The sequence below is a fragment of the Microbacterium tenebrionis genome (genome assembly GCF_020682665.1).
Classification (GTDB): domain Bacteria; phylum Actinomycetota; class Actinomycetes; order Actinomycetales; family Microbacteriaceae; genus Microbacterium; species Microbacterium tenebrionis.
In genome coordinates, this window is sequence record NZ_JAGTTM010000002.1 from 780,164 (window position 1) to 802,052 (window position 21,889).

A 21,889-nucleotide genomic window follows, 5' to 3' on the forward strand; every position below is an offset into this window, starting at 1 on the left:
CACCAGCACGAACACGGCCGCAAGCAGCGCCGCGATCTTCGCACTGGGATGCCTCCGCGCTCGCGATTCGATGCTCATCAGCTCACCAGTGGTCCGAGCATCGCCCGGTTGTCGTAGTCCTGCGCCACCACGCGCCCCGGCACCCCGGCGACGAGGGCATGCGCCGGCACATCGCGCGACAGCACAGCCCCGGCCGAGACCGTCGCCCCGTCGCCGATCCGGATCGCTCCCGTGATCACAGCGCCCGGGCCGATCCACACGTCGTCGCCGATCGCGGGGAGCCCCTGGTCGCCGCCGGCGACTCTCTGCCCGATCGTCACGTTCTGGTGGATCACGACATTCTTGCCGATCGTCGCCCCACCGATGATGACGCCGGTGCGGTGCATGAGCAGGAACCCGCGGCCGATCTCGGCGTGCACAGAGATATCGCAATGGTGCAGGTGTGTGATCCACCGGTTCCAGATCCGGTGGATCACCGTGAACACGAATCCGGCGAACCGGGAACGGCGGCCCGCACGCAGGGCGAACCGGCCGAACCGATAGCACGCGACGCTGTGCAGCTCCGAGTTCGAGATCACGAACGCGAGCTTGCGCCCGAGCGGCGTCCGAGCGCCGTCGAGCAGGCTCGCTAACATCCGTGTCGTATCGGCGGCGAGAGATCCCGCCGCAATCGTCGTCGACATCGCGACGTCAGACGCGCCCTCAGGCGGTCTTCACCGAGACGAACCGGATGAGGTTCTCGATCGAGTCGAGGTTCTCGGGAACCGACTCGGTGTCCTCGACGCGAACGTCGAACTCGCTCTCGAGGAACTCGATGAGCTCGAGCACCCCCGTCGAATCGATCACGCCGGACTGCAGCAGCGATTCCTGCCGAGACGGCATCCGTCCGCTGTCTCCGAACAGGAAGCTGTTCAGAATGAATTCTTCGATGCGCCCATCGATCGTGAGCATGCTCTCCCCTATCCCCATCGCGGTGCGAGCCGATCTTCCCCGTGATGATCGGCCCTCGTGTCCCCAGACCCGCGTGCTCTATTGTGCTTAGCATCGGCCAGACGCCGTGCCCGCACAGCCAGAAGGATACTCCATGAACGTCGCAGTGCGGGCACGAATCGTCGCGTCACCGGTGGAGCACTGACATGTGCGGGATCTGCGGGGTCTTCGACCCCGTCACGACGACCCCACCGGACCTCATCCTGCGGATGATGACCGCGATCGCCCATCGCGGCCCCGACGGCAGCGGATACTTCCGCGACGACACCACGGCTCTCGGCCACACGCGCCTGGCGATCATCGACGTCGACGGCGGCGTCCAGCCGATGACCGGCGAGCACGAACGGGTCTGGCTGGTGTTCAACGGCGAGATCTTCAACTACGTCGAACTCGCCGACGAGCTGCGCAGCCGGGGTCACCGGTTCCGTACAGCCAGCGACACCGAAGTGATCGTGCACGCCTGGGAGGAGTGGGGTCCGGACTGCTTCCGCCGCTTCAACGGACAATGGGCCATCGCCCTGTGGGATCGCCGTGCGCGCGAGCTGATCCTGTCGCGCGATCGCTACGGCATCCAGCCGCTGTACTACACCCGCTCCGGCAGCAGGGTGTTGTTCGCGTCGGAGATCAAATCGCTGTTCAGCGACCTGACGGTCACCCGCGAACTCGACCCCGATGGGATCGACGACCTGCTCACCGCCTGGTCGCCGGTCGCACCGCGCACATTGTTCACCGGCATCCGTCAGGTCGTCCCCGGCACGTATCTGCAAATCGACGAGCACGGCGTCACATCGCACATGTACTGGGAGCCGGCGTTTCCCGACCGCGGCGCGGAACCGGCTCGCGACCTCCAGCACAACACCGAGCGTCTTCGCGAGGCGGTCATCGACGCGACCCGGCTGCGGTTCCAGCGCAGCGACGTCCCGGTCGGCGCCTACCTTTCCGGCGGCATCGATTCAGCGGTCACAGCAGCGGTCATCACCGAGTTCGCCGATGCCGATGTGCACACGTTCTCACTGCGGTTCACCGACGCCGAGTACGACGAGGGCCACTACCAGCGGCTGATGCGGCAGCGTCTGGGCACCGTTCATCGCGAGGTCGCCGTCACGGGAGAAGACATCGCCGAGGCACTGCCCCGAGCGGTATGGCACGCCGAGAGCGCGTTCCTGCGCTCGGCACCCGCGCCGATGATGCTGCTCTCGCAGCTCGTACGAGACGAGGGGTACAAGGTCGTCGTCACCGGAGAGGGAGCCGATGAGGTGCTCGCCGGGTACGACATCTTCCGCGAGGCCAAGGTGCGGGCCCTCATGGCGGAGGAACCGGATGCCGCGGTGCGCGCCGAGCTGACCGAGCAGCTGTACCCGTGGATGCGCCGCTCGCCCGGACAGGTGCCCGCGTTCGCCGAGAGTTTCTTCAACCGCCCCTTCGCCCCAAACGACCTCGGCGTATCGCACCGCACGCGCTGGGTGACGACGGCATCCATCGCATCCATGCTGCATCCCGACCGCCGCGCGAGCGGGTCGGCCGACCGGATCCTCGCCGACATGCCCACAGGGGCCGCGCGCTGGGATCCGCTTTCCCGTGCGCAGTGGCTGGAAATGCGGACGCTGCTGTCGGGATACCTGCTCTCGTCCCAAGGGGACCGAATGCTGATGGCGAACTCCGTGGAGGGGCGATTCCCGTTCCTCGACCATCGCGTCTTCGACATCGCCGCCGCCGCTCCCGCCGAGCACAAGCTGCATGGTCTCGACGAGAAGCACTTGCTCAAGCGCGCCTTCGCCGATCTCATCCCCGCCGAGATCATCGATCGGCCGAAGCAGCCCTATCGCGCACCGGACGCGGCGAGTATCTTCTTGACTGATGCCCCCGACTGGGTGGCCGATGCGACCTCGCCCGGCGAGATCGTTGCGGCGGGCATCTGGAACCCCCGCGCGGTGGAGCTTCTGATGCAGAAGGGGCGCCGGGCTGAGGGACGCGGAATGGGGAACACCGACAACATGCGGGTCATGGGCGTGCTGACGATGCAGCTGCTGCACCGGATGCTCGTGCGCGACTGGCGTGCGCCGGAGCCGCTGCCGCCGCGACCGGTCGTGACCTTCGACCGGACGAGTGGGAATCCAGCTGGGGAGTGGACATGACCGAGTTCAGCACGGAGAGCCTCGCGATCGACGAAGAAGCCGAGACCGAGCGCATCGGCGAGCGCATCCGCCGCTATCTCTCGGCCTCGCGACGCAAGGGGATCGTCGTCGCCGTCTCGGGCGGCATCGACTCGAGCGTGGTCGCGGCGTTGAGTGTTCGCGCCCTGGGGCCAGAGCGCGTATTCGCCCTGCACCTGCCCGAGCGGGAGTCGTCAGAGAACACGATCTCGTACAGCACCGAGCTGACCGACGCGCTGGGAGTCGACTCCGCTGAGGAGAACATCACGCCGATCCTCACCGCCGCCGGGTGCTACCAGCGCCGTGACGATGCGATCCGCTCGGTCATCCCCGAGTACGGCCCGGGCTGGGCGTCGAAGATCGTGCTGCCCAGCGTCATCGACTCCGACGCGCTCCGGCTGTTCTCCGTGGTCGCGCAGTCGCCGGACGGCGAACAGGTCAGCGCGCGCCTCACGGCATCCGCGTATCTCGAGATCGTCGCAGCATCCAACTTCAAACAGCGCACGCGCAAGATGCTGGAGTACTACCACGCCGACCGGCTGAACTACGCCGTCGCCGGCACGCCGAACCGCCTCGAGTACGACCAGGGGTTCTTCGTCAAGCTCGGCGACGGAGCGGCCGACATCAAGCCGATCGCCCACCTCTACAAGACCCAGGTGTACGCGCTGGCGGCGTACCTCGGCGTCCCCGAGTCGATCCGAACGCGCCAGCCCACCACCGACACGTACTCGATGCCGCAGTCGCAGGAGGAGTTCTACTTCTCACTCCCCTACGCGCTCATGGACCTCTGCCTGTTCGGCCTCAACCACGGCATCGGCGCCGAGGCCGTCGCGCAGGCGGCGGATCTGAGTGCAGAGCAGGTCGAGCGCGTGTTCCGCGACATCGAGCAGAAGCGGCGCAGCACCGCCTACCTGCACGAGGCCCCGGTCCTCATCGCCCCCGTGGGCGAGGTCGAGCACCTCGATCTCACCTGAGACCGCTCGCGCGCCGTCCGCGGAGTCACCGGCGGCGACAGCCTGAGCGACCGCGACGGCTACTCCTTCGACGACCGCCGACAGGCAGACGAGCCGCGTCACTCCGGCATCCGCCGCGCGCTGCGCAAGCCAACCGTTCAGCGTCACAGACCAACCGGAGCAGCCCCGAGCTGTCACGGCGCGCGCCGTGCTGATGCGGGCCCACGGCACCGGGTCCCCCGCGCGCGAGACGCCCAGCGCCTTCCACGTCGCCTCCTTCACGGCGAAGCGCGCTCCCAGCTCGTGCGCGGCGTCGCTGGAGCGCGCGGCATCCACCCGTTCCCGTTCGGAGAACCACCGCGTCGCGAATGAACCGCTGCCCGCCCTGATGATTCGCTCGACGCGCGCCACGTCCACAAGATCGATACCGATCCCGCGGATGATCGTCTCAGGAACGGAGGTCGGCAACGATCCGGATCAGTTCTGCCGCAGCGATACGACCACCGACGTCGTTCAGGTGCCCGGCATCGGAGCTCAGCGCGGTGTTCAGCACGTGATACTCCGCCTCGTCACCGGTGCGCACAGCGGGATCGGTCTCCATCGTGGCCTCGACCGCGGCGATGTCGAACAGCCGCCCGCTCGCCGCGTACTCCTCTCGGATCAAGGTGTTGTACTGCTCGCGTGCCTGGTTGTCAGCCGGCCCCATCTGGTCGTCCGAGCCGAACAGCGCCTTGAGGTTCGTCCGCCAGCTGCGGTCCGTGGTCAGGGGCACCGTCGCGTACAGGAATGCGATGTCAGGGTGACGTCTCTCCAGATCTGCCATCAGCTCGGTGTACTCGGCGAACACGGCCTCGGCATCGGTGGATGCTGTGATGTCGGTGTAGCAGAGCTTGACGAGCGCAATCGCTGCGGCATCCCCAGCCGGCCCATCGACGAGATCGCGGAAGTCGGCGAACTTGCCGAGCGGATCTCCGTTGGCGCCGACATAGGCGTGCACCATCGCCGCGCCGCCCGGACTGTCCGATGCCTCGACGATCTGCGGGGGTTCACGACCGGCATCCCGATAGACGTTCTCGACACCGTCGAGGATGTTCATGCCGACGGACTGGTGGCCGAACAGCACACTCGTCTCGGTGAAGGCATCGAGCTGACCGCTCGTCGGCTCAGTCACGGCGACCGCCTCCGCGGGCCTGGGAACCATGAACCACACTCCGATCCCGGCGAGCGCGAGCAGCGCCGCCGATGTCACCGCCCAGCGCCATCTGCGCTTCGCCGGCCACCTGGCACCGGTGCGCTCCGACGTGATCATGCCGGCACGCTCCGATCTTCCGCAAGATCGCGCAGCCGATCGCGGACCTCGCGCTTGACGACCTTGCCGCTGCTGTTCAGCGGCAGCTGCTCGACGAACGCGACGAACTCCGGCACCATATGCTTGGGCAGCCGCGTACGGCAGTGCGCAATCAGACGCGCGGCATCCAGGTCGGAATCGGGACGCATGACGACGGCCACGGCTACGGCCTCGCCCGCCACGGAGTGCGGGACGCCGACGGCCGCCACCGAGATCACCTCCGGCAGCACCATCACCGCCGATTCCACGTCCTGGCTGGCGATGCGGATCCCCCACGACTTGATGAAGTCCTCTGCGCGGTCGACCACGTAGATGTAGCCGTCGGCGTCGATCGTGGCCAGGTCTCCGGTGCGCAGCGTCCCGCCCGGCATCTTCTCGGCCGTGCGCTGCTCGTCGAACAGGTAGCCGGGCGAGATGTTCTCCCCCGTCGCCCAGATCTCGCCCACTCCTCCGGGAGCGACATCGGCGCCCTGCTCATCGACCACGCGCAGCGTCACGCCCGGGATGCCGCGTCCGATGGATCCTGCGTGCGCGTCGAGGTCCTCCGGAGGCAGATACGACAGCCGCGCGGTCGCCTCGGTCTGCCCGTACATGACGAGCAGACGTGCACCAGGGTGCGCCGCGCGGATCTCGTCGACGATCGCAGGGGACATCCGACCTCCCGCCTGCTGGACCGTGCGGAGGTCGGGCAGTTCGCGTGTGCCGAAGGAGCTGTTGCGCATGAGCGCGTGGAAGTTCGACGGCACTCCGGCGATCGCAGTGCAACACTGCGCGGCGAGGCGCTCCACGACCGACTCCAGATAGACGAACGACGGCTGGTTCACCAGGCACGCTCCGGCACGCAGATGCGTGTGCAGCAGCGAAGCGCCGAACACATACGAGAACGGCAGGACCACCAGCATCCGGTCATCGCCGGCGATGCCCGCATAGCCGAGGATCGATTCGGTGTTCGCACGGATATTGCGATGCGTGATGCGCACCACACGAGGCGCCGCCGTCGTCCCCGAGGTGAACAGATACGCAGCGTCCTCGTCGTCGTCGACCTCGCGGATCTCCGGGCCGCCCCCGCGATCATCTCCGCGGGAAGTATCGTCAAGAATCGTATTGTCGAGCACCGCGACGTCTGCCAGCGGCCCGATCCGCCGTGCCTCCGAACCGCCGAACAGGACTGCACGGCATCCGGCGAATCGCAGGCGAGCACGGAACTCGTCCGGCGCGAGAACGGACGGCATCGGCACGCAGACGAGCCCTGCGGCGATGATGGCGAGGTACGCCGCGATCCAGAAGAAGCTGTTCGGCGCGGCGAGAGCGACAGCAGCCCCGAGAGGCAGTTCCAACTCCTCCAGCTGCGTGCCGGCCTTCGCGACGGCACCGCGCAGCTCGGCATAACTGTACGTCCGGTCCCCATCGACGAACACGGGTCTGTGGTCCTCACCCGTGCTCAGCAGATACTGCGCAGTATTCATGTCTCCCCCAGTCGGCCCGATCCCCAAAGGGCCGTTCACGACCAGATGATACGCCCGGTCACGCCGGAGCGTAAGCCTGGGCACGATCACCACGGTATCCATCAGCCCGCACACGAAGACACCGACCGCAGCGAGACGTCGTGGCCGACTTCACGCCCAGCGACGCTGCCGACGTGCAGCACGGATGCATCGAGCGATTGCGGCGCATACACCGAGATGAGAACCAGCCCGAGATCGCGAGTCGCTGGCTGGAGGCACCTCGATCGCCGGGAGGATCCCGCAACGTCATACGCTGCTCTCCCCGGTGATGCTCCTCCTCGACCGCTGGTGCTGACGAAAACTGCCGCTGTCGCGACCCTGTTCTCCTCAACGTCCGGCCAGCAGGCTGACCGCGACGACGCGCGCCTTGCGCGAAGCCAACAAACCCACGTCTTTTCCTCCCCCAGGGGTCCCCAAAACCCTGATGGTTCAGGAATGCGCTCGGTGCCTCCCCAGGAAAGGCCCCGCCTCATTCCGTCCCCGCTTGCCCGAGGTTCGGATTACGTTCGGTGCAAGCGCGGTAAGCGTATTCGCGCGCCCGGACACCAACAAGATCACGAGAAAGACTCGTTACATTTCCGTGACCTTGGCCTATCGGGGCGAGCGCTCCGCTTGGTATACGACTCGCTTTTCTCCCCGATCAGCGCGGATTAAAGCGCGAGCCGCTCCTTGACCACGCCGGCGAGCCTGTCGGCGTACGCCTGAGCGGATTCCGCATCCGCCGCTTCGACCATGACACGGACGAGCGGCTCGGTCCCGGACTTGCGCAACAGGACCCGACCGGAGTCTCCGAGCTCGCGCTCGACAGCGGCGACGGCATCCTGCACGACCGCGTCGTCCGCGACGCGGTCCTTGTCGACGCCGCGCACATTGACGAGCACCTGCGGGTACACGGTCATGACGGCGGCGAGCTCTGCGAGCGACTTCTTCCTGTGCGCCATCTCGGCGACCAGGTGAAGTCCGGTGAGGACGCCGTCGCCCGTCGTCGCGAACTCGCTCATGATGACGTGGCCCGATTGCTCGCCGCCCAGGGCGAAGCCGTTAGCATTCATGTCCTCGAGCACGTAGCGGTCGCCGACCGCCGTCTGCCGCACGGTGATCCCGTGCTCCGCCATGGCACGATGCAGGCCGAGGTTGCTCATGACCGTGGCGACGAGCGTGTCCTCGACGAGGTGACCGCGCTCCTTCATGGCCACCGCGAGGATCGCCATGATCTGGTCGCCGTCAATGATGTTCCCCTCGGCATCCACGGCGAGGCAGCGGTCGGCGTCGCCGTCATGAGCAATGCCGACATCCGCGCCCAGGCGGACGACAGCCTCGGCGAGGTTGCCCAGGTGGGTGGAGCCGACGCCGTCGTTGATGTTGAGTCCGTCGGGGTCGGCGCCGATCACCGTGACGGTCGCGCCGGCGTCCTTGAAGGTCTCGGGCGATACCCCGGATGCTGCGCCGTGCGCGCAGTCGAGGACGACATGGATGCCGTCGAGCCCGTTCGGCAGCGAGCCGAGCAGATGGAGCTTGTAACGGTCCTCGGCATCGGAGAAGCGCTCGATGCGCCCGACGCCGGAGCCGGTGGGGAGCAGCTTCTCCCCCGCCATCGCGGCCTCGATGCGCTCCTCGACGACGTCGGGGAGCTTCACACCGCCGCGGGCGAAGATCTTGATCCCGTTGTCGGGCGCGGGGTTGTGCGACGCCGAGACCATCACGCCGAAGTCGGCGTCGTGGTCGCCGACGAGGAACGCTAGAGCCGGGGTCGGGATGACACCCGCGTCGAGCACGTCGACGCCGGATGCGGCGAGGCCGGCGGAGACGGCGGCCACGAGGAACTCACCGGAGACGCGCGGGTCGCGGGCGACGACGGCCGAAAGTCGCTTGCCCTGCGCCTTGCGCGCCTCCGCAGTGCGACCCTGGCCCAGGACGACAGCAGTCGCCTGGGCCAGGGAGAGCGCGAGATCGGCGGTGAGGATGCCGTTGGCAAGTCCTCGCACGCCGTCCGTGCCGAAGAGCGGCATCCGCGGGATCAGCGCTTCGAGTACTGAGGCGCCTTGCGGGCCTTCTTGAGACCGGCCTTCTTGCGCTCGATGACGCGAGCGTCGCGAGAGAGGAAGCCGGCCTTCTTCAGGGTCGGGCGGTTGTTCTCGACGTCGATGCCGTTGAGGGCACGGGCGATGCCGAGGCGCAGAGCACCGGCCTGGCCCGAGTCGCCACCACCCGAGATGCGCGCGATCACGTCGTACGCGCCCTCGAGGTTCAGCACCTTGAACGGGTCGTTGATCAGCTGCTGGTGCAGCTTGTTCGGGAAGTAGTCCTCGAGCGTACGGCCGTTGACCGTGATGGTGCCCGAGCCGGGGATGACGCGCACGCGGGCGATGGCCTGCTTGCGGCGACCGACGGCAGCGCCGGAGACGTTCAGCACCGGACGGGGAGCCGTCTCGGTCGCTGCGCTCTCCGGGGTGGAGGTCGAGTAGTTCTGGGGAGTGGTTTCGATGTCAGCCACGAGTATGTCCTTAGTCGTTGCGGCGCTTACTGGGCGACCTGGTCGAGGGTGTACGGCGTCGGCTGCTGCGCGGCGTGCGGGTGCTCGGCACCCGTGTAGACCTTGAGCTTCGACAGCTGCTGACGGCCCAGGCTGTTCTTGGGGAGCATGCCGCGGACGGCCTTCTCGACAGCGCGGACCGGGTTCTTCTCGAGGAGCTCGGAGTAGCTCGTCGCGGTGAGGCCGCCCGGGTAGCCCGAGTGGCGGTAGGCCATCTTCTTCTGGAGCTTCTGGCCGGTCAGGGCGACCTTGTCAGCGTTGACGATGACGACGAAGTCGCCGGTGTCGACGTGGTTGGCGAAGGTCGGCTTGTGCTTGCCGCGCAGGAGCGCTGCGGCGTGCGAGGCCAGACGGCCGAGAACGACGTCAGTGGCGTCGATGACGACCCAGTCACGCTGGACCTGCCCGGTCTTCGGGGTGTATGTGCGCGTCACAATAGTGCTGCTTTCTTGATCGAACGGAGAGGTTCGTGAATCCCACTCCGGGGTGGTTCTCTTCGAGACTCGCTGAGCTGTCGAAGCGGAACACGCCAGTGGAGGGCTCACGTTCGCGGTGCACGCAGTCGGCACCAAAGCGATAGCTTACGGCATCCAGCCCGCCTGCGCCAATCGTCCGCCCGGCCTGCTCCCTACTCCGGGAACGGAATGCGCGGCGCGCGACCGGTCGGTGCCTTGTCGAAGTCCTTCTCGGCGCGGATGCGGTCCTTCTCGATCTGCTCGAGCGCGATCTCTACTGACCGCGCGAACACGTCTCCTCCGGCCTTGCCGGGATGGATGCCGTCGCCGGCGAGCAGGTCCTCGTGAGGCGCGATGTCTCCCGACCAGTCCGCCACCCAGACGTGCCGGTGCCGTGCGGCGAAGGTCTCGAGCTCGGCGTTCACGCCGGGGATCCAGTCGCGCGGCGCATGCGCGTTGACGAGGATGAGGTTGCGGTCGGGTCCGGCGATCCGCGACATCTGCTCGAGCACATCGTCGTCGACGGGTCCGTTCGTGCCGAGCGCGACGACGACGTTCTGCCGAAGCGCTCCCGCGTCCTCCAGGTGCTGGAGGATCTCGGGGCCCGCCCACACCGAACGCGACACCTCGGCATCGACCTCGATCCCAGGGAACTCCTCGAGCAATGACGGCGCGGATGCGAGCATGACCGAGTCGCCGACCGCGGTGATCTCCCCGCCCTCGGGGACCGCGATCTTCTCCGGAGCGGGCCCAGGCGCGGGGGTCTCGGCCGACTTCAGCGCATCCTCTCCGCGCCCGATCGCCGCCGCTGCGGTGGTCGTGTGCGGCGCGTTCACGATCGCGGCGGTCGTACCGCCGACCCCGACGAGCGCGACCACCAGAGCACCGACGCCGACGAACCGGCTCACCGGCCCGCCGGCGATCCGGCGGCCGAGCCCGCGCAGCGCGTGCCGGAACCCGTAACGGCGGAACGGCGTCTCCACGAACCGGTACGACACCGCCGCCGCGCCCACCGACAGTACGAGCGCCGTCACTCCCGCCCACACCGGAACACCCGCCTCGGGTCCGAAGCCCTGCGTGGCGATGAGCGTCAGGACGAGCACGGGCCAGTGCCACAGGTAGATGCCGTACGAGCGATCGCCGACCCACTTCAGCGGCTGCACGTCGAGCGCACGGCCGAACCACGACCCCGGCAGCACACCGGCGAAGATCGCGAGCGCCGACCCGCCGCCGGCCAGCAGGAGCGTGCCGGGGAACGTCCCGGCATCCTGACTCTCCGGCATCAGCGCGGCTGCGACGATAGCGCCGAGCCCCAGCAGTCCGATGAGCAGCGAGCCCGCACGCGCCGGGCGCGAGCTCATCCATGCCCGCTCCGGCATATTCGCGGTGGCCAGCGCCAGCGCGATGCCGATCAGCAGCCCGAACGCGTGCGCGTCCGTGCCGAAGTACGCGCGCGTGACCTCGCCTCCTGCGACGAGCTGTGCCATCCACCACGCCGAGCCGCCGCCGGCGACGAGCACGAGTGCGACGCGCGCCCAGCGCCCGGGGATCAGCAGCACGAGCGGCAGCAGCAGCGGCCACACGACGTAGAACTGCTCCTCCACCGCGAGCGACCAGAAGTTGCGGAACAGCTCGGGCGCCGTCGCGGCGAAGTAGTCGGTGCCGTCTGCGACGGCCAGCCAGTTGTAGCTGAAGGTCGCAGCACCCAGCACCTGGCGCCCCATGCCGACAAGCAGATCGCCGCCGAGCATCCATGCGGCCGTCGCGCACACCGTGACCACCACGGCGAGTGCGGGCAGCAGCCGGCGCGCGCGCCGCCTCCAGAAGTCGACGAGCCGGCGCGGCGAGCCCAGCCGCCCGAGCCGGGACGGGCGGAGCAGCAGCGAGGTGATGAGGAACCCGCTGATCACGAAGAAGACGTCGACGCCGACGAATCCGCCGACGAGCGGCAGTCCGGGGAACAGGTGGTAGGCGACCACCAGGGTCACGGCAACCGCGCGCAGGCCGTCGAGGCCCGCGAATCGTGTCGGTGTCGTCTGGTTCTGCATGTCTCGGAAGTCGCGCCGCGGCTCGCAGCCGGGCGAAGTCAAAGCTCCAGTTTAGGCTGGGCACGTGAGAATCCGCTTGGACATCGCCTACGACGGCACGAACTTCCGCGGGTGGGCGAAGCAGCCCGGCTTGAGGACGGTTCAGGGCACGCTCGAGGCGGCTCTCGCACGGATCGTCGGATCGGATGTGCAGTTCGTCGTCGCCGGGCGGACGGATGCCGGGGTGCACGCCGCCGGCCAGGTCGCGCACGTCGATCTCGATGAGGCGCAGTGGGCTCGCGTCGAGGCGCGACACGGGCGAGCCGCCACGGACCCCGCAGGATCGATCGCCGCCCGCATGCGCGGAGTCCTCGGCGCGTACCCGGATGCCACGGTGCATCGATCGTCGCTTGCACCGCAGGGCTTCGACGCGCGCTTCTCCGCGGTCTGGCGACGCTACCGGTACCGACTGGCTGACGATGCGGCCGGGTTCGATCCGGCACGGCGCCTCGACACCACGAGCATCCGCGGCTCGCTGGACGTTCAGGCCATGGATGCCGCCGCACGCTCCCTCATCGGCCTGCACGACTTCGCCGCGTACTGCAAGGCTCGCGAGGAGGCGACGACGATCCGCACGCTCCTGGACTACCGGTGGACCCGGGATGCCGACGGCGTCCTGGTCGCCGAGGTCAAGGCCGATGCGTTCTGCCACAGCATGGTCCGCGCGCTGGTCGGGGCGTGCGCGGCCGTCGGCGAAGGACGTCTCGGCGAGGGCGATCTCGTCGTTCTGCGCGACGCCCTGCAGCGCACGAGCGAGTTCAAGGTGCTAGCCGCGCGCGGCCTCACGCTCACCGAGGTCGGGTACCCCGCCCACGACCTGCTCGCCGCGCGCGCCGAGCAGACGCGGGCGCGGCGGGACTCCGAGTAGACGAGTTCACAGAATCGACACCACAGGCTCAGGTGGGCGCAGTAGCGTGGCGATGATGAAGGTCATCTCCTACAACCTGCGCAAGCATCGAGCCGCCACAGAGCTCGAGGAGCTCGTCGAGCAGCACGAGCCCGATCTGCTGTGCCTGCAGGAGTGCGACGTCTCCGCCCTCCCCGACGAGATCGGCGGCCTGACGCTCGCCGACGCCACCCAGGGCAATCGCCTCGGTCTTGCGCTCTACTACCGGACGAACCTGTTCCGCCTGCAGGACATCCGCACGATCGGGCTGAAGAAGTCGCTGCACGACATGATGCTCAAGCCCGCCCACGAGCGCGTTCTCGGTGTGCGGCTGCAGGACATCGACAACGGCAGAGAGCTCATCGTCGCGTCGTTCCACGCCGCACCGCTGACCGCGCTGAACTCGCTGCGCCGCACGCAGATCCGTGCGGCACTGACCGAGCTCGAGATGATGGGACCGGGCCTTCCCGTTCTCATGGTCGGCGACTACAACTACCCGGTCTTCAAGGAGAACCTCGGGCAGACCGTGCGCGATCACGGGTACGCACTGACGCTCAGCGACGAGCGCACCTACACGCGGTACCGCGTGTTCAAGGGGCACTACGACTTCGCGACGTCGGACGGATTCACGATCGATCGCATCGAGACTTTGCCGCAGCGATCGAGCGATCACCGGCCGATCCTCGTCACCGCCGACGCCACCTGAGCGGCGGCGAGTGCGGTCGCGTCAGCGCTCGACGAGAATCCCGTCCTCGTCGGCATACAGGCGCTTGCCCACCGCGAAGGCCACTCCCCCGAACTCGAGGTCGACGTCGACCTCTCCGGCGCCGAGCTTGGCGCTCTTGCGCGGATTCGTGCCGAGCGCCTTCACGCCGAGGTCGAGGCCGCCGATGGCGACACTGTCGCGGATCGCGCCGTGGATCACGACGCCCGCCCAGCCGTTTGCGACGGCCGACTCGGCGATCATGTCGCCCATGAGCGCGGTGTTCAGCGATCCTGAGCCGTCGATCACGAGCACGGCGCCGTCGCCCGGCGTCGCAAGGGTCGACTTCACGAGCGCGTTGTCCTCGAGGCAGCGGATCGTGCGGATCGGCCCCTGGAACGCCGTCCGGCCCCCGAAGTCGCGGAACTGCATCGGCACCGACTGGAGGTCGTCGCCGAACTCGTCGTAGAGGTCTGCGGTGGCTTGGGTCATGTGGCCATCCTTGCACGGCGCCGCTTCGGCAACCGTCGACGGAAATACCCCCAGGGGGTACTATAGTTGTGGTCGACGAACGAAAGGAAGTCTTCCCATGAGCACCACTGAGTCCATGAGCACCGCTGAGTACCAGGTGACCGGCATGACCTGCGGCCACTGCGAGATGTCCGTGCGCGAAGAGGTCGGCCAGATCGCCGGCGTCGACCAGATCGAGGTCAGCGCGCAGACCGGCAGGCTCGTCGTGACGGCATCCGCTCCGCTCGATGACGCAGCGGTCCTCGCGGCTGTCGACGAGGCCGGATACTCCGCCGTCCGCGCCTGACCCGCCGTACCCGCACCCCCAGAGCCCCGACCGGAAAGCAGCACCATGAGCAGCGTCGAACTCGAGATCGGCGGCATGACCTGCGCCTCGTGCGCGACGCGCATCGAGCGCAAGCTGAACAAGCTCGACGGCATCGAGGCGACGGTCAACTACGCCACCGAGAAGGCGAGGGTCACCGCGCCCGCCGGCTTCGACACGGCGCTGCTCATCGACGAGGTCGAGAAGGCCGGGTACTCCGCGCAGCTGCCCGCCACGCAGCCGGATGCGACGGACGAGGCCGACGACCCCGAACTGCGCTCACTCCGCCAGCGGCTGTTCATCTCGATCGCCCTCGCGGTGCCGGTGATCCTCATGGCGATGATCCCGCCGCTGCAGTTCACGTACTGGCAGTGGGCGTCGCTCGCCCTGGCCGCGCCGGTGATCGTGTGGGGCGGCTGGCCGTTCCACCGCGCCGCGTGGACGAACCTCCGTCACGGCGCGGCGACCATGGACACCCTGATCTCGATGGGCACGATCGCCGCTTTCGGCTGGTCGCTGTACGCGCTGTTCTTCGGAACCGCCGGGATGCCGGGCATGACCCACCCGTTCGAGTTCACCCTGTCGCGCTCCGACGGGGCGTCGAACATCTACCTCGAGGTCGCGGCCGGAGTGACGATGTTCATCCTGGCGGGGCGGTACTTCGAGAAGCGGGCCAAGCGTCAGGCGGGGTCGGCGCTGCGTGCTCTCCTCGAGCTCGGCGCGAAGGACGTGTCGGTGGTGCGCGACGGCGTCGAAGCGCTGATCCCGATCGAGCAGCTGCGAGTCGGCGACGCGTTCGTCGTGCGTCCCGGCGAGAAGATCGCCACCGACGGCGTCGTCATCGAGGGGCATTCGGCCGTCGACGCCTCGATGCTCACAGGTGAGTCCGTCCCCGTCGAGGTCGGCGAGGGGGATGCCGTCACCGGCGCGACCGTGAACGCCAGCGGCCGCCTGATCGTGCGCGCGACGAGGATCGGCGCGGACACTCAGCTCGCGCAGATGGCGCAGCTGGTGGAGGACGCGCAGACCGGCAAGGCCGAGGTGCAGCGCCTGGCGGACCGCATCTCGGGCGTCTTCGTCCCAATCGTCCTCGTGGTCGCGCTCGCGGCTCTCGTCGGCTGGATCGTCGCGGGATTCGGGTTGTCCGCGGCCTTCACCGCCGCCGTCGCCGTGCTCGTGATCGCGTGCCCGTGCGCGCTCGGGCTCGCGACGCCCACCGCCCTGCTGGTCGGCACCGGCCGTGGCGCACAGCTGGGCATTCTCATCAAGGGGCCCGAGGTCCTCGAGTCCACGCGCAAGGTCGACACGGTCGTCCTCGACAAGACGGGCACGGTCACATCCGGTCGCATGGCCCTCGCAGGCGTGATCACCGAGGACGGCGTGGATGCCGCGGAGCTCGTGCGACTGGCCGGAGCGGTCGAGCACGCGTCCGAGCATCCGATCGCGAAAGCGATCGCCGCGGCGTCCACTCGACTCCCGGCCGTCACCGACTTCACGAACGTCGAGGGCAAGGGCGTGCAGGGCGTCGCAGACGGCCACAGCATCGTCGTCGGCCGCGAGTCGCTGCTCGCCGACTGGGGCCTGGCGCTCTCCCCCGAGGTCGCGGTCGCGAAGGAGCGGGCCGAGAGCGAGGGCAAGACCGTGGTCGTCGCAGGCTGGGACGGCGCAGCCCGCGGCATCCTCGTCGTCGCCGACACCGTGAAGCCCACCAGCGCGGAGGCGATCAGAGGTCTGCGCGCACTCGGTCTCCGCCCGATCCTGCTGACCGGCGACAACGCCGCCGCCGCTCGTCGCATCGCCGCCGAAGTCGGGATCGACGAGGTGATCGCCGAGGTGCTGCCTCAGGACAAGGTCGCCGTCGTGCAGCGCCTGCAGTCCGAGGGCCGAGTGGTCGCGATGGTCGGCGACGGCATCAACGACGCCCCGGCGCTGGCGCAGTCCGACCTGGGAATGGCGATGGGAACCGGCACGGATGTCGCTATCGAGGCATCCGACATCGCGCTCGTCCGCGGCGACCTGCGCAGCGCAGTCGATGCGATCCGCCTGTCGCGCCGAACGCTCGGCACCATCAAGACGAACCTCTTCTGGGCCTTCGCCTACAACGTCGCCGCCATTCCGGTCGCCGCCCTCGGGATGCTGAACCCGATGCTCGCCGGAGCCGCCATGGCCCTGTCCAGCGTGTTCGTAGTGGGGAACAGCCTGCGGCTGCGCGCGTTCCAGTAGGCGACGCGCCTCACATCCGCGCGTAGCGGGCGCGGGCGAAGCAGAACAGCCCGTACAGGATCAGGCCGGCCCCGACGCCCCACAGGATGACGACGCCGAACGGGAGTCCGGCGAGCGCTCGGAGTGCCGCATCCAGACCTCCGGCAGCTTCGGGGTCGTGCATGAGCGCCGCGACGACGAAAAGGATTCCGGTCACGCCGACGGCGATCCCCTTGGCGACGTATCCGACGACGCCGAGCGTCAGGATGCCCGTGCGCCCCGCGCCGGTGGCAAGATCGAGGTCCTCCTCGAACGCGCGCGTGATTCCGCGCACGACGAAGGCGATGCCGATCCCTGTCACCACGAGTCCGATCGCGACGAGCAGTGCGACGCCCGCCGGCACCGCGAGCAGGCGCGCACTGAGCGATTGCGAGGACTCCGATGAGTCGGACCGGCCGCCGAGGGCGTAGACCAGCGCGGTGCCTGAGATGGCGAGGTAGGTGATAGCGGTCCCGATGAACTTCACCCGATGCGCCCATCTCTTCCGGCTGTCGGGGTCGCGTTCGAGGAAGATCTCCGCGACCTGCCAGGCGGCGAGCGCTGCGAGCCCGATGACGATGCCCCACAGCAGAACGACACCGAACGGAGACTTCTGAATCTGCGCCAGGGCGCCACCCTGGTCGGCCTTCCCGCCGCCGCCCGTGGCGATCGAAATCGCGATGATCCCGATCAGCAGGTGCAGCAGGCCGAGGACCACGTAGCCGATACGGGCGAGGACGCGGAAAGCCGTGGAGTCCTGCGCCGCGCGGACGGTGGATGCGGCCGATGCGTTCGTGTTCATGGGTTCGCCACCCTTTCGATCGATGATGCACGGGCGGACCGGCCGGCTGCACGGGCGGCGCGCCGATCGCGGACCACTTCGACGGCCACCCACACGAGCGCGGCGACGGCGACGCCCTCGAGCAGCCCGCCGACCACGTCAGAGAGCCAGTGGGCGCGCAGGGAGGTGCGGCTCCACATCATCGCGACGATCCACCCGGCGGCCGGCGCCCAGGCGTACCAGCGCCACACGTGCGAGCGCCGCGGCACGAGGCACAGTGTGAGGGAGACGGTCGTGGCGACCGCTGTGTGCCCCGAAGGGAACGAGGTCGGGATGCTCTCGGCGAGCGAGGTCTCCGGCCGCTCGCGACCGGCGATCCCCGCGACGAGGCCGACGACGCGGCCGCGTGAGGTCGAGACCCGGGAGGAGCCCATCTCAGTCGTCGTCCTTCTCGTTGCCGTTGTTGTTCTTGTTGCCCTTGTTGCCGCTGTTGTCCTTGTTGGCGTTGTCGTTCTTCTTGCCGTTGTTGTCCTCGTCGTCATCGTTCGAGGTGGTCTGCTCCGTGGGGGCGACCGTCTCGGTGATCGCCGTGTCGTCCTCGGGGACGGCGGATGCCGCCTCGAGATCCGCGCGAACCAGGCCGATCGACTGCTGGATGATCACAGCCCGCTCGGCGCTGATCTGCCCGTCCTTGCGCGCCTGAACAGCCTCCGCTTCGAGCGCGTCGAGCTCCGCCATCGCGGCGGTGCGGTCGGCGGCATCCGCCGCCTGGGCGATGGCGACCACGCGGGCCTGCCACCCCTCGCTGGTCTGCGCGTCGAGACCGGCCCCACCGGTCGAGCACCCGGTGATCATCAGACCGACCGCGATGATCGCGGCAGCAACGGCCGTGCGCACGCGGCCGCTCACGGAGACACCGCATCCAGCAGCTGTTGCATATGAGCGGCGAGCGGCTCCTCGAGCGCGGGAAGCACGGGTCGCGTCGACGGTTCGTCCTTCGGTGCGTTCCAGAGCGCGACCGCGCCGATCAGCAGGATCACGGCGGCACCGGAGATCGCGGCGATCACAGGAGGTCGAAGCCATTGCGGCCGCCGGCGACGCCGCCCTGGCGCCTGCTGCGGCTCAAGGACGGCGGTCTGCGCGAGCGTCGGTTCGAGCGCTGCGGTTTCGGCGTCAGCATCCATTGCACGGGTCGAGCCCGTCTGGAAATCCCCCACGGCGGCGACCGCGGATGCTGTACCCTGCATGGCTGCCGCCGGGTGCGCGACCGTCGCCTCCGGATCCGTGGAGACTGCAGGCACGGGCGCCAGCTCGCCGACCCGCAGCACGACATCGATGGCGCTGGGACGATCCGCGGGCTCGCGCGCGGTCATCGCAAGGAGAAGGGCCGCCCACTCGCCGCCGACGGATGACGGGATGACGGGATCTTGAGCCAGCCGCGCGACGATGGCCTCCCGCAGCCCGTCGTGTGCGAACGCCCGCTCGCCGGTGAGGGCTTCGAGCATGACGAGCCCGAGCGCGTAGATGTCGGATGCCGGTTGCGGGGCGGCACCGGTGACCTGCTCGGGGCTCAGGTACGCGGCGGAGCCGATGATCGTGCCCGGCGTCGTGAGGCGCGTGGTGTCTATGAGGTGGGCGATCCCGAAGTCGGCGAGCTTGGCGTGGAACTCCTCGCCGGGCACGCTCGACGCACGCAGCAGCACGTTGCCGGGCTTGACGTCGCGGTGCACGATGCCGGCCGAGTGCACCGCGTGCAGCCCTTCGGCGAGGTCGCGCGCTATGCGTACGGCCGTCTTATGCGACAGCGGTCCGGTGTGCAGACGTGCCTGCAGGGTCGGCCCGTCGACGTACTCCATCACGAGATAGCGGGGCTCGCCTCCGATATGGGCGTCGTAGAGAGTGACGAGGGCGGGGTGGTTGAGGCTGGCGAGGAGCTGGGTCTCGGATGTCGTGCGCTCGACATCCGTGGCGCCATCGCGGAACACCTTCACGGCGACAGTGCGGCCGAGCTGGGTGTCGTGCGCCTGATAGACGACACCCATTCCGCCCTCGCCGAGCCGACGGGCGAACTCGTACCGATCGCCCAGCAGTCGCCCTGTGAGGTCACCGGCATGCGAGACGTCGCGTTCCGCCGTCATCCCCACCCCTCCTCGAAGATCGCTGACACGGTCATCCGAACAAGGATACGTGCGGACCTCGGGACGTCGGTGCCGGAACGGCGAATGCCGCGGCGGAGCCCGTCCCGGTGAGCAGGTTCTCCCAGAACTCAGAGAAGTCGGCGTACTCGGTGGTGACGGCGAGAGTCGTCTCCACCTGCTCGAAGCGAAATCTGGCCACGCAGAAACCCCCGGAAATCCGGGGGTCCTGGTCTGTAGCAGGAGCGGGGCTTGAACCCGCGACCTCACGTCAATGGCGCAGGGCGCCGGTTCCCCTCGATACCACTGTTTTCTAAGCACTCAGCAACGGTTGCTACTGGTTCCCACGAGTATATACACGGACACAAAACGGATTTCCGGACACAAAACGGACGAGTTCGAGAACCGCCGGCAGGCCCGACTCGAGCAATTACCCCGACGGGTCCCGCCGGGCCGACACGAGGTAGGCTGTTGTCGTATCCGGCAACATTGGCAGGAAGGGGATCATCGATGAGCATTGCCACGAGCCTCCGGCGCGCACGCTTGAACTCCGGCGTCAGCCTGCGCCACACCGCCACCGCGGCCGGTGTCGGCGCATCCAGCCTCTCCAACATCGAGAGCGGCCGGCGCGAGCCCACGTCTGGGACCGTGGAGCGGATCGCGGAAACACTCGGCGTCCGGGTCGCGGTCATCCCCCGGGTCGATCGGCTCACCGCCGCAGACGCCGCGGAAACGATTGCGACCTACGCTGGCGCAGAACCCGCCACCGCATACCGCGCCTTCCTCCAGCTCGCCGACGACCTCGCCGGAGCAGACCCCTACGAGCAGTTCCTCCTCACCGTCGAACAGCCACGCAGACTGGGCAATCGATGGGACGATGCGATCGCCGCCCTCGTCGAGTTGCGGCTGCCCAAGAGTTCGGTCCCGCCGTGGGCCGCCAAACACAACACGGCACCAGGTGAGCCCGTGTGGGAGCCACAGCGGACGCCGTTCCCCCTGCCCGCCCTCACAGATCTCTCCGAGGCGCCGGAACCTTTTCGCCGGCGTGGCGTCGCGATCTCCGCTGGTGAGCTGGAGAGCGTATGACCCTCCCCGACGACACGGGTCATTCGAAGTCCCGCGGCCAGTTCGAGAAGCTCGTGCGCGCCACACCCGAAGCGAACATGACTCCGTTCCTGGCCCGCGATGACATCATCGACGGGATCAAGGAGGTCGCCGACACACTCCGCGATCGCGGCATCACCGGCACTCTGCAACTCGTCGGCGGCGCGGCCATCGTTCTCACCGTCAACGCGAACCGACGCCTGACCCGCGACATCGACGCCACGCTCTCCCCGAAAGCCGAGATCAAACGGGCCGCACAGACCGTCGCCGAACGCAGGCACTGGCCAGCCGATTGGCTGAACGACGACGCCGCGCAGTTCCTACCCAGCGGGTTCGGTCGCCCCGCCGAATGGGTCACCCTCTACCAGGACGCGACGATCACGATCCAAGCGGCTACCAACGAGACGCTGCTTGCGATGAAGCTGTACGCCGCGGCACGACGTGGCGCCCGCGAGGCGGAAGACATCGCCGACCTCCTCGACCGCCTCGGCATCACCTCTCTTGATGACGCCGAGTCACTCTATGGAGAGTTCTATCCCGGCGACGAGTTCTCGCCGAAGACCGAACGACTCGTCGAGAGCATCCTCGCCGTAAACCGCGACAGCACCGCAGAACCTCCGCTGCCCAACTTCAGTTGAACCTGCCCGGACCGCCTCCAGTCACAGCCTAGGACACGTGCAACGAGCCACGAACTCGGCGTTCTTACGTTCGCTCGCGATAGGTTCTGCGCAGTGAGAGCGTCCACAATTCCGAGACGGTGACTATTCGGGAGCCCCGAGCGCCCTTGACGCCGTCATAGGTCGCTAGCGTCCCGCTCAGGTACGGTCGGGCGGTGACGCCCGGCGGGCGTCCCGCTCAGGTACGGTCGGGCGGTGACGCCCGGCGAGCCACGCGGATCACATGCCTACGCGTCGAGTTCGGGCAGCGATCAGGCCAAGTCCACAAGCGAACCCCTTTTGTACGTGCTGGCAGCTGCGAGCGAGCCTCCTCACACAGCCTTTGTTGTTCACCTACGGCGTGCTCTCGCGCCCTCGGACGACCGCATCAAACTCGACACGGTCAAGCCCCAGGAAGTGGTGTAGCGGTCGGTGATCCTTCTGTTGTTGGTGTCGGTTAGGCGCTGAGCTCGAGGACGGTGTCGGTATTCACCTCGTTTCCGTTGTCGGCAACGAGAGTGAGG

At 68.2% G+C, this 21,889-nt stretch carries 22 protein-coding genes and 1 pseudogene; 8 read left to right on the forward strand and 15 right to left on the reverse strand.

Annotation, left to right across the window (positions count from 1 at the left end):
• Nucleotides 1-77: 77 nt before the first annotated feature.
• Together KEC56_RS09010 and KEC56_RS09015 are read right to left on the reverse strand one after the other, a co-directional pair.
• The gene (locus tag KEC56_RS09010) at nucleotides 78-635 is read right to left on the reverse strand and encodes a serine O-acetyltransferase (protein WP_227530675.1); all 558 of its coding nucleotides are present in this window, start codon (nucleotides 633-635) and stop codon (nucleotides 78-80) included.
• 67 nt (nucleotides 636-702) lie between these two features.
• On the reverse strand, nucleotides 703-951 hold the full coding sequence (locus tag KEC56_RS09015; RefSeq protein WP_227530676.1) for an acyl carrier protein: 249 nt from the start codon (nucleotides 949-951) through the stop codon (nucleotides 703-705).
• Between the two features lie 185 nt (nucleotides 952-1,136).
• Between KEC56_RS09015 and asnB the strand changes: the two genes are divergently transcribed.
• Nucleotides 1,137-3,125 carry an asparagine synthase (glutamine-hydrolyzing) gene (gene asnB, locus KEC56_RS09020; RefSeq protein WP_227530677.1) on the forward strand — a complete coding sequence of 663 codons (1,989 nt, stop codon included), beginning with the start codon at nucleotides 1,137-1,139 and terminating at the stop codon, nucleotides 3,123-3,125.
• Nucleotides 3,122-4,117 carry an NAD(+) synthase gene (nadE, locus tag KEC56_RS09025; RefSeq protein WP_227530678.1) on the forward strand — a complete coding sequence of 332 codons (996 nt, stop codon included), beginning with the start codon at nucleotides 3,122-3,124 and terminating at the stop codon, nucleotides 4,115-4,117. Before asnB ends, nadE begins: the two co-directional genes overlap by 4 nt.
• 186 nt (nucleotides 4,118-4,303) lie before the next feature.
• Here the strand turns inward: nadE and KEC56_RS14105 are convergent.
• From KEC56_RS14105 to KEC56_RS09060, 7 genes and pseudogenes are all read right to left on the reverse strand, one after another.
• Nucleotides 4,304-4,564, reverse strand: a pseudogene (locus tag KEC56_RS14105) (holo-ACP synthase); the annotation flags it as partial.
• Nucleotides 4,545-5,405: a hypothetical protein gene (locus KEC56_RS09035; protein ID WP_227530679.1), complete on the reverse strand. Its 861-nt coding sequence runs from the start codon at nucleotides 5,403-5,405 to the stop codon at nucleotides 4,545-4,547. The pseudogene KEC56_RS14105 and the gene KEC56_RS09035, both read right to left, overlap by 20 nt.
• The gene (locus tag KEC56_RS09040) at nucleotides 5,402-6,910 is read right to left on the reverse strand and encodes a class I adenylate-forming enzyme family protein (protein ID WP_227530680.1); all 1,509 of its coding nucleotides are present in this window, start codon (nucleotides 6,908-6,910) and stop codon (nucleotides 5,402-5,404) included. The genes KEC56_RS09035 and KEC56_RS09040 overlap by 4 nt, the downstream gene beginning before the upstream one ends.
• A gap of 689 nt (nucleotides 6,911-7,599) precedes the next feature.
• On the reverse strand, nucleotides 7,600-8,958 hold the full coding sequence (glmM, locus tag KEC56_RS09045) for a phosphoglucosamine mutase (protein WP_227530681.1): 1,359 nt from the start codon (nucleotides 8,956-8,958) through the stop codon (nucleotides 7,600-7,602).
• Nucleotides 8,959-8,966: 8 nt separating this feature from the next.
• On the reverse strand, nucleotides 8,967-9,443 hold the full coding sequence (rpsI, locus tag KEC56_RS09050; RefSeq protein WP_227530682.1) for a 30S ribosomal protein S9: 477 nt from the start codon (nucleotides 9,441-9,443) through the stop codon (nucleotides 8,967-8,969).
• A 26-nt stretch (nucleotides 9,444-9,469) separates the two neighbouring features.
• The gene (rplM, locus tag KEC56_RS09055) at nucleotides 9,470-9,916 is read right to left on the reverse strand and encodes a 50S ribosomal protein L13 (protein ID WP_175989006.1); all 447 of its coding nucleotides are present in this window, start codon (nucleotides 9,914-9,916) and stop codon (nucleotides 9,470-9,472) included.
• 194 nt (nucleotides 9,917-10,110) lie between these two features.
• Complete coding sequence (locus KEC56_RS09060) at nucleotides 10,111-12,027, reverse strand: acyltransferase family protein (protein WP_227530683.1); 1,917 nt, start codon at nucleotides 12,025-12,027, stop codon at nucleotides 10,111-10,113.
• A gap of 22 nt (nucleotides 12,028-12,049) precedes the next feature.
• Here KEC56_RS09060 and truA point away from each other — a divergent pair, with 22 nt between their 5' ends.
• Both truA and KEC56_RS09070 read left to right on the forward strand, forming a co-directional pair.
• Nucleotides 12,050-12,892: a tRNA pseudouridine(38-40) synthase TruA gene (gene truA, locus KEC56_RS09065; RefSeq protein ID WP_175989036.1), complete on the forward strand. Its 843-nt coding sequence runs from the start codon at nucleotides 12,050-12,052 to the stop codon at nucleotides 12,890-12,892.
• A gap of 55 nt (nucleotides 12,893-12,947) precedes the next feature.
• Nucleotides 12,948-13,616: an endonuclease/exonuclease/phosphatase family protein gene (locus KEC56_RS09070; RefSeq protein WP_175989038.1), complete on the forward strand. Its 669-nt coding sequence runs from the start codon at nucleotides 12,948-12,950 to the stop codon at nucleotides 13,614-13,616.
• A gap of 21 nt (nucleotides 13,617-13,637) precedes the next feature.
• Here the strand turns inward: KEC56_RS09070 and rraA are convergent, their stop codons facing one another.
• Complete coding sequence (gene rraA / locus KEC56_RS09075) at nucleotides 13,638-14,105, reverse strand: ribonuclease E activity regulator RraA (RefSeq protein WP_175989040.1); 468 nt, start codon at nucleotides 14,103-14,105, stop codon at nucleotides 13,638-13,640.
• A 115-nt stretch (nucleotides 14,106-14,220) separates the two neighbouring features.
• Here rraA and KEC56_RS09080 point away from each other — a divergent pair, with 115 nt between their 5' ends.
• Nucleotides 14,221-14,430, forward strand: a complete 210-nt coding sequence (locus KEC56_RS09080; protein WP_227530727.1) for a heavy-metal-associated domain-containing protein — start codon at nucleotides 14,221-14,223, stop codon at nucleotides 14,428-14,430.
• Nucleotides 14,431-14,475: 45 nt separating this feature from the next.
• Complete coding sequence (locus tag KEC56_RS09085) at nucleotides 14,476-16,671, forward strand: heavy metal translocating P-type ATPase (RefSeq protein WP_227530684.1); 2,196 nt, start codon at nucleotides 14,476-14,478, stop codon at nucleotides 16,669-16,671.
• A gap of 10 nt (nucleotides 16,672-16,681) precedes the next feature.
• Here the strand turns inward: KEC56_RS09085 and KEC56_RS09090 are convergent, their stop codons facing one another.
• From KEC56_RS09090 to KEC56_RS09110, 5 genes are read right to left on the reverse strand one after another with little or no spacing between them, the layout of a single operon-like run.
• Nucleotides 16,682-17,491, reverse strand: a complete 810-nt coding sequence (locus KEC56_RS09090) for a DUF1206 domain-containing protein (protein WP_227530685.1) — start codon at nucleotides 17,489-17,491, stop codon at nucleotides 16,682-16,684.
• Nucleotides 17,488-17,904, reverse strand: coding sequence for a phosphatase PAP2 family protein (locus KEC56_RS09095; protein WP_227530686.1), 417 nt, complete (start codon nucleotides 17,902-17,904; stop codon nucleotides 17,488-17,490). Before KEC56_RS09095 ends, KEC56_RS09090 begins: the two co-directional genes overlap by 4 nt.
• 1 nt (nucleotide 17,905) lies before the next feature.
• Nucleotides 17,906-18,379, reverse strand: a complete 474-nt coding sequence (locus KEC56_RS09100) for a hypothetical protein (protein WP_227530687.1) — start codon at nucleotides 18,377-18,379, stop codon at nucleotides 17,906-17,908.
• On the reverse strand, nucleotides 18,376-19,608 hold the full coding sequence (locus KEC56_RS09105) for a serine/threonine-protein kinase (RefSeq protein ID WP_227530688.1): 1,233 nt from the start codon (nucleotides 19,606-19,608) through the stop codon (nucleotides 18,376-18,378). The genes KEC56_RS09100 and KEC56_RS09105 overlap by 4 nt, the downstream gene beginning before the upstream one ends.
• A gap of 31 nt (nucleotides 19,609-19,639) precedes the next feature.
• Nucleotides 19,640-19,807: a hypothetical protein gene (locus tag KEC56_RS09110; protein WP_227530689.1), complete on the reverse strand. Its 168-nt coding sequence runs from the start codon at nucleotides 19,805-19,807 to the stop codon at nucleotides 19,640-19,642.
• 308 nt (nucleotides 19,808-20,115) lie between these two features.
• Between KEC56_RS09110 and KEC56_RS09115 the strand changes: the two genes are divergently transcribed.
• Together KEC56_RS09115 and KEC56_RS09120 are read left to right on the forward strand one after the other, a co-directional pair.
• On the forward strand, nucleotides 20,116-20,691 hold the full coding sequence (locus tag KEC56_RS09115) for a helix-turn-helix domain-containing protein (RefSeq protein WP_227530690.1): 576 nt from the start codon (nucleotides 20,116-20,118) through the stop codon (nucleotides 20,689-20,691).
• The gene (locus KEC56_RS09120; protein WP_227530691.1) at nucleotides 20,688-21,347 is read left to right on the forward strand and encodes a hypothetical protein; all 660 of its coding nucleotides are present in this window, start codon (nucleotides 20,688-20,690) and stop codon (nucleotides 21,345-21,347) included. The genes KEC56_RS09115 and KEC56_RS09120 overlap by 4 nt, the downstream gene beginning before the upstream one ends.
• The last annotated feature ends 542 nt before the right edge of the window (nucleotides 21,348-21,889 follow it).

Coding starts and splice junctions, on each gene's coding strand:
- nadE (WP_227530678.1), top strand. CDS start 3,122: ATGACCGAGTTCAGCACGGAGAGCCTCGCGATCGACGAAGAAGCCGAG.
- rraA (WP_175989040.1), bottom strand. CDS start 14,105: ATGACCCAAGCCACCGCAGACCTCTACGACGAGTTCGGCGACGACCTC.
- KEC56_RS09105 (WP_227530688.1), bottom strand. CDS start 19,608: ATGACGGCGGAACGCGACGTCTCGCATGCCGGTGACCTCACAGGGCGA.
- glmM (WP_227530681.1), bottom strand. CDS start 8,958: ATGCCGCTCTTCGGCACGGACGGCGTGCGAGGACTTGCCAACGGCATC.
- KEC56_RS09120 (WP_227530691.1), top strand. CDS start 20,688: ATGACCCTCCCCGACGACACGGGTCATTCGAAGTCCCGCGGCCAGTTC.
- KEC56_RS09015 (WP_227530676.1), bottom strand. CDS start 951: ATGCTCACGATCGATGGGCGCATCGAAGAATTCATTCTGAACAGCTTC.
- asnB (WP_227530677.1), top strand. CDS start 1,137: ATGTGCGGGATCTGCGGGGTCTTCGACCCCGTCACGACGACCCCACCG.
- KEC56_RS09035 (WP_227530679.1), bottom strand. CDS start 5,405: ATGATCACGTCGGAGCGCACCGGTGCCAGGTGGCCGGCGAAGCGCAGA.
- KEC56_RS09040 (WP_227530680.1), bottom strand. CDS start 6,910: ATGAATACTGCGCAGTATCTGCTGAGCACGGGTGAGGACCACAGACCC.
- KEC56_RS09095 (WP_227530686.1), bottom strand. CDS start 17,904: ATGGGCTCCTCCCGGGTCTCGACCTCACGCGGCCGCGTCGTCGGCCTC.
- KEC56_RS09010 (WP_227530675.1), bottom strand. CDS start 635: ATGTTAGCGAGCCTGCTCGACGGCGCTCGGACGCCGCTCGGGCGCAAG.
- KEC56_RS09080 (WP_227530727.1), top strand. CDS start 14,221: ATGAGCACCGCTGAGTACCAGGTGACCGGCATGACCTGCGGCCACTGC.
- KEC56_RS09115 (WP_227530690.1), top strand. CDS start 20,116: ATGAGCATTGCCACGAGCCTCCGGCGCGCACGCTTGAACTCCGGCGTC.
- KEC56_RS09085 (WP_227530684.1), top strand. CDS start 14,476: ATGAGCAGCGTCGAACTCGAGATCGGCGGCATGACCTGCGCCTCGTGC.
- KEC56_RS09090 (WP_227530685.1), bottom strand. CDS start 17,491: ATGAACACGAACGCATCGGCCGCATCCACCGTCCGCGCGGCGCAGGAC.
- KEC56_RS09070 (WP_175989038.1), top strand. CDS start 12,948: ATGAAGGTCATCTCCTACAACCTGCGCAAGCATCGAGCCGCCACAGAG.